This window comes from Winogradskyella ouciana (genome assembly GCF_009709615.1).
GTDB classification, from domain to species: domain Bacteria; phylum Bacteroidota; class Bacteroidia; order Flavobacteriales; family Flavobacteriaceae; genus Winogradskyella; species Winogradskyella ouciana.
The window spans coordinates 1-464 of the sequence record NZ_WJYA01000026.1 but is presented as its reverse complement, the minus strand read 5'-3'; the positions used below and the strand labels follow the sequence as shown (position 1 = coordinate 464).

General features: G+C 50.2%; 1 protein-coding gene. It reads left to right on the top strand.

What is annotated here, in order from left to right; translation table 11 throughout:
• The coding region (locus F1003_RS15515; RefSeq protein WP_155090342.1) for a T9SS type B sorting domain-containing protein at nucleotides 1-463 on the top strand (463 nt) is incomplete at its 5' end.
• Nucleotide 464 lies beyond the last annotated feature (1 nt).

Below are 464 nucleotides of genomic sequence, written 5' to 3'. Positions count from 1 at the left end.
CGAAGTGGTAACACAAGCTTTTGGGAATAATAACGTTATAGAGGCAGTGGCAACCGGAATCGGCGACTATGAGTACAGCCTTGACGGAGGCCCATGGCAGGACAGTGGCATCTTTGACAACGTCTCCCAGGGAGACCATGTGATAACGGCAAGGGACAGGATAGGTTGTGGATTGACCACGGTAACGGTATTTGTACTGGACTATCCGAAGTACTTTACGCCGAACGGAGACGGCAACAACGACACATGGAACATCGAGGGCATTGGAAATGGTGCCAAAATTTATATATTTGACCGCTATGGGAAACTGCTGAAGCAGTTGAGCCCGAGTGGTTCCGGATGGGACGGGACGTTCAACGGCAACATGATGCCGACCAGCGACTACTGGTTCACCATTGAGTACGACGAACCGACCAACGGACAGAGAAAGGAGTTCAGAGCCCATTTTACCTTGAAACGATAAT